We start from the raw sequence: 2059 nt of genomic DNA on the forward strand, positions 1-2059 counted from the left end.
ATATAGCGCCATCCTGGTGCTTATTTTTTATTATATGGAACTTCCTGTTCCTGACCATTCAATAATATGAAAATTCCAGTATGCCGCATAGCAGCAAAGGGCCGAGATTCACGTAAGCCTAGGCCTACAAAATAGCCTAAATTTCATCCACAGAAATTGGGGATAGTTTTCACCCTGGAAGATTTGATAACATTGGGAAAATGCCAAAATTGATCGTTTTTCAACCGATTTTATTGGCAAAAAATATCAAAACCGTTCATAAAAAAGCCGACTTGTTTCAAAATCGGCTTTTTGGGCATTTTTGGATTTTTCTATTTTTATTAAGTAGTTGATATTTAAATTAATATACAAGTGTTGTAACTCCAAAGTAGAAATGTCCTACCTTAAAACCAAATAGAAATGTCCTATACAGACATTTCCAAGTCAAGTACAGGATTCAGATTTCGTTCTTTGATTACTGTTTTCTGTGCACGTCTGCTTGGCATCTTTTGAGAACGATTACGTTTGTTTTGCTGTTCTAATTCTTCGTGCTGTTGTTGAATATGATTGAGAACAGCACCTAAACGTTTATTCTCAACAATCTCTCGCTGGTTAAGCTGACTTAATTTATCGAAGATGCTGTAATTGATTTTTCTTCCCTGATATTCAATTGCAACTGTACCATCCGGGTATTCAAGGAACTCAAGATACTTGCCAATCAATCTTTGGTTTTCTTCCGTGTTTTCCAGGAGATATACGCATTTATCATAAGTAATGGTCAGGCTGTTCGTGACTCTGCGGGGTTCACGCCAGGTAAAAATATCATCTAATTCTTCGGCTGTTTCAGTGACAGTCCGGTGTAGATCCTTGGGATTAAAGGCCATCTTGGCAAACTTCTGATTGAATTGCTCAATGAAGCAGGGTAGCCAGGCATTCGCTTGTTCAATCGAACAGATGCCTTCCAGGCGCATTTCTTTGATCAGACGGTCCTGAAGCGTTCTATTGGCTCGTTCTACACGGCCTTTGGCCTGTGGTGAATTAGCGAAGATAATATCGATATTCAGGGTGCTGAGTACGCGCCCAAATTGCGTAATCTTGGTGTCTTTCTTGCTGCTTTGATTCACCCTGAAGACTGAATGTTTATCGCTATAAAAGGCCAGAGGTTTGCCGTATTGTTCAATGTAGGCTCGGGTTGAAAGCATATAGTCGAAGGTGGTTTCCGCCTCACAGAAGCGTAGATGCAACAGCTTTCCAGTGGCATCATCGATATACACCAATAAACAGCACTTAGCAGCGCGTCCTTCAAACCAGTCATGATATGAGCCATCAATCTGGATCAGCTCACCGAAGCAATCACGGTTATAGCGTGGCTGGTATGGGCGTTTTAGACGTTTGGATCGCGGAATCCAAAGGTCATTTGCAGTCATCCAGCGCCGAACCGTTTCTACCGGGATATTCAGGTCAAACATGCTGCTGAGCTTCTCATGGGCCAAGGTAGGTCCAAATCCCAGCAGATGTTCAGAAATAATGGAAAGACATTGCGATTTTAATAAATCGTCATGGCGATGATGGCCCGGTTGACCACGACTGGCATGCGTCATGCCTGAAACACCATCTTGATTGAGCTTCTGCAATAACCGGGTAATTTGACGGGTGGAAAGATTCAGGATTTCAGCAGCACGGACTTGGGTAATACGATGATCTCGAACGTCTTGCAGAACTGCAAGACGTTGAATTTCTTTGTCAGACATAGTGATCAGCATCTATATTTTATATCCAGTCCATGGTGATAAAAACCATCATAAACCAGACATTTTTATTGGTGAGAATATAGACACTTTAAATGGGTTCTAACAAACACGTTTCGTATAAGGTGTATTATGTTAATTTTAGAGAAACTACTAAATTATATTGAGTTGTAAATAGTTGAAATTCCGTTAAGATATATTGGATTAAATTCACTCGCCAAGTCCTTGAAGCAACTGGCATGTTCGGCATGATCGGTAAAGCGGACCGTGGCCCTGCTGCTGTTGAAGCCATTAAAGATAACCAGGCAACTTACCTCATGGCTGTGGGTGGT

General features: G+C 41.2%; 1 protein-coding gene and 1 pseudogene. One reads left to right on the forward strand and one right to left on the reverse strand.

All coding sequences use genetic code 11. The features are described 5' to 3' along the window. Window positions 1–404: 404 nt before the first annotated feature. Entirely contained in the window at window positions 405–1742 is a 1338-nt protein-coding gene (locus FTV48_RS14535; protein WP_180000756.1) for an ISNCY family transposase, read from the reverse strand. 191 nt (window positions 1743–1933) lie between these two features. Between FTV48_RS14535 and FTV48_RS14540 the strand changes: the two are divergent. Next, a pseudogene (locus FTV48_RS14540) lies at window positions 1934–2059 on the forward strand (fumarate hydratase C-terminal domain-containing protein); the annotation flags it as partial.

Source organism: Acinetobacter sp. YH18001 (assembly GCF_013416975.1).
GTDB lineage: Bacteria > Pseudomonadota > Gammaproteobacteria > Pseudomonadales > Moraxellaceae > Acinetobacter > Acinetobacter pseudolwoffii.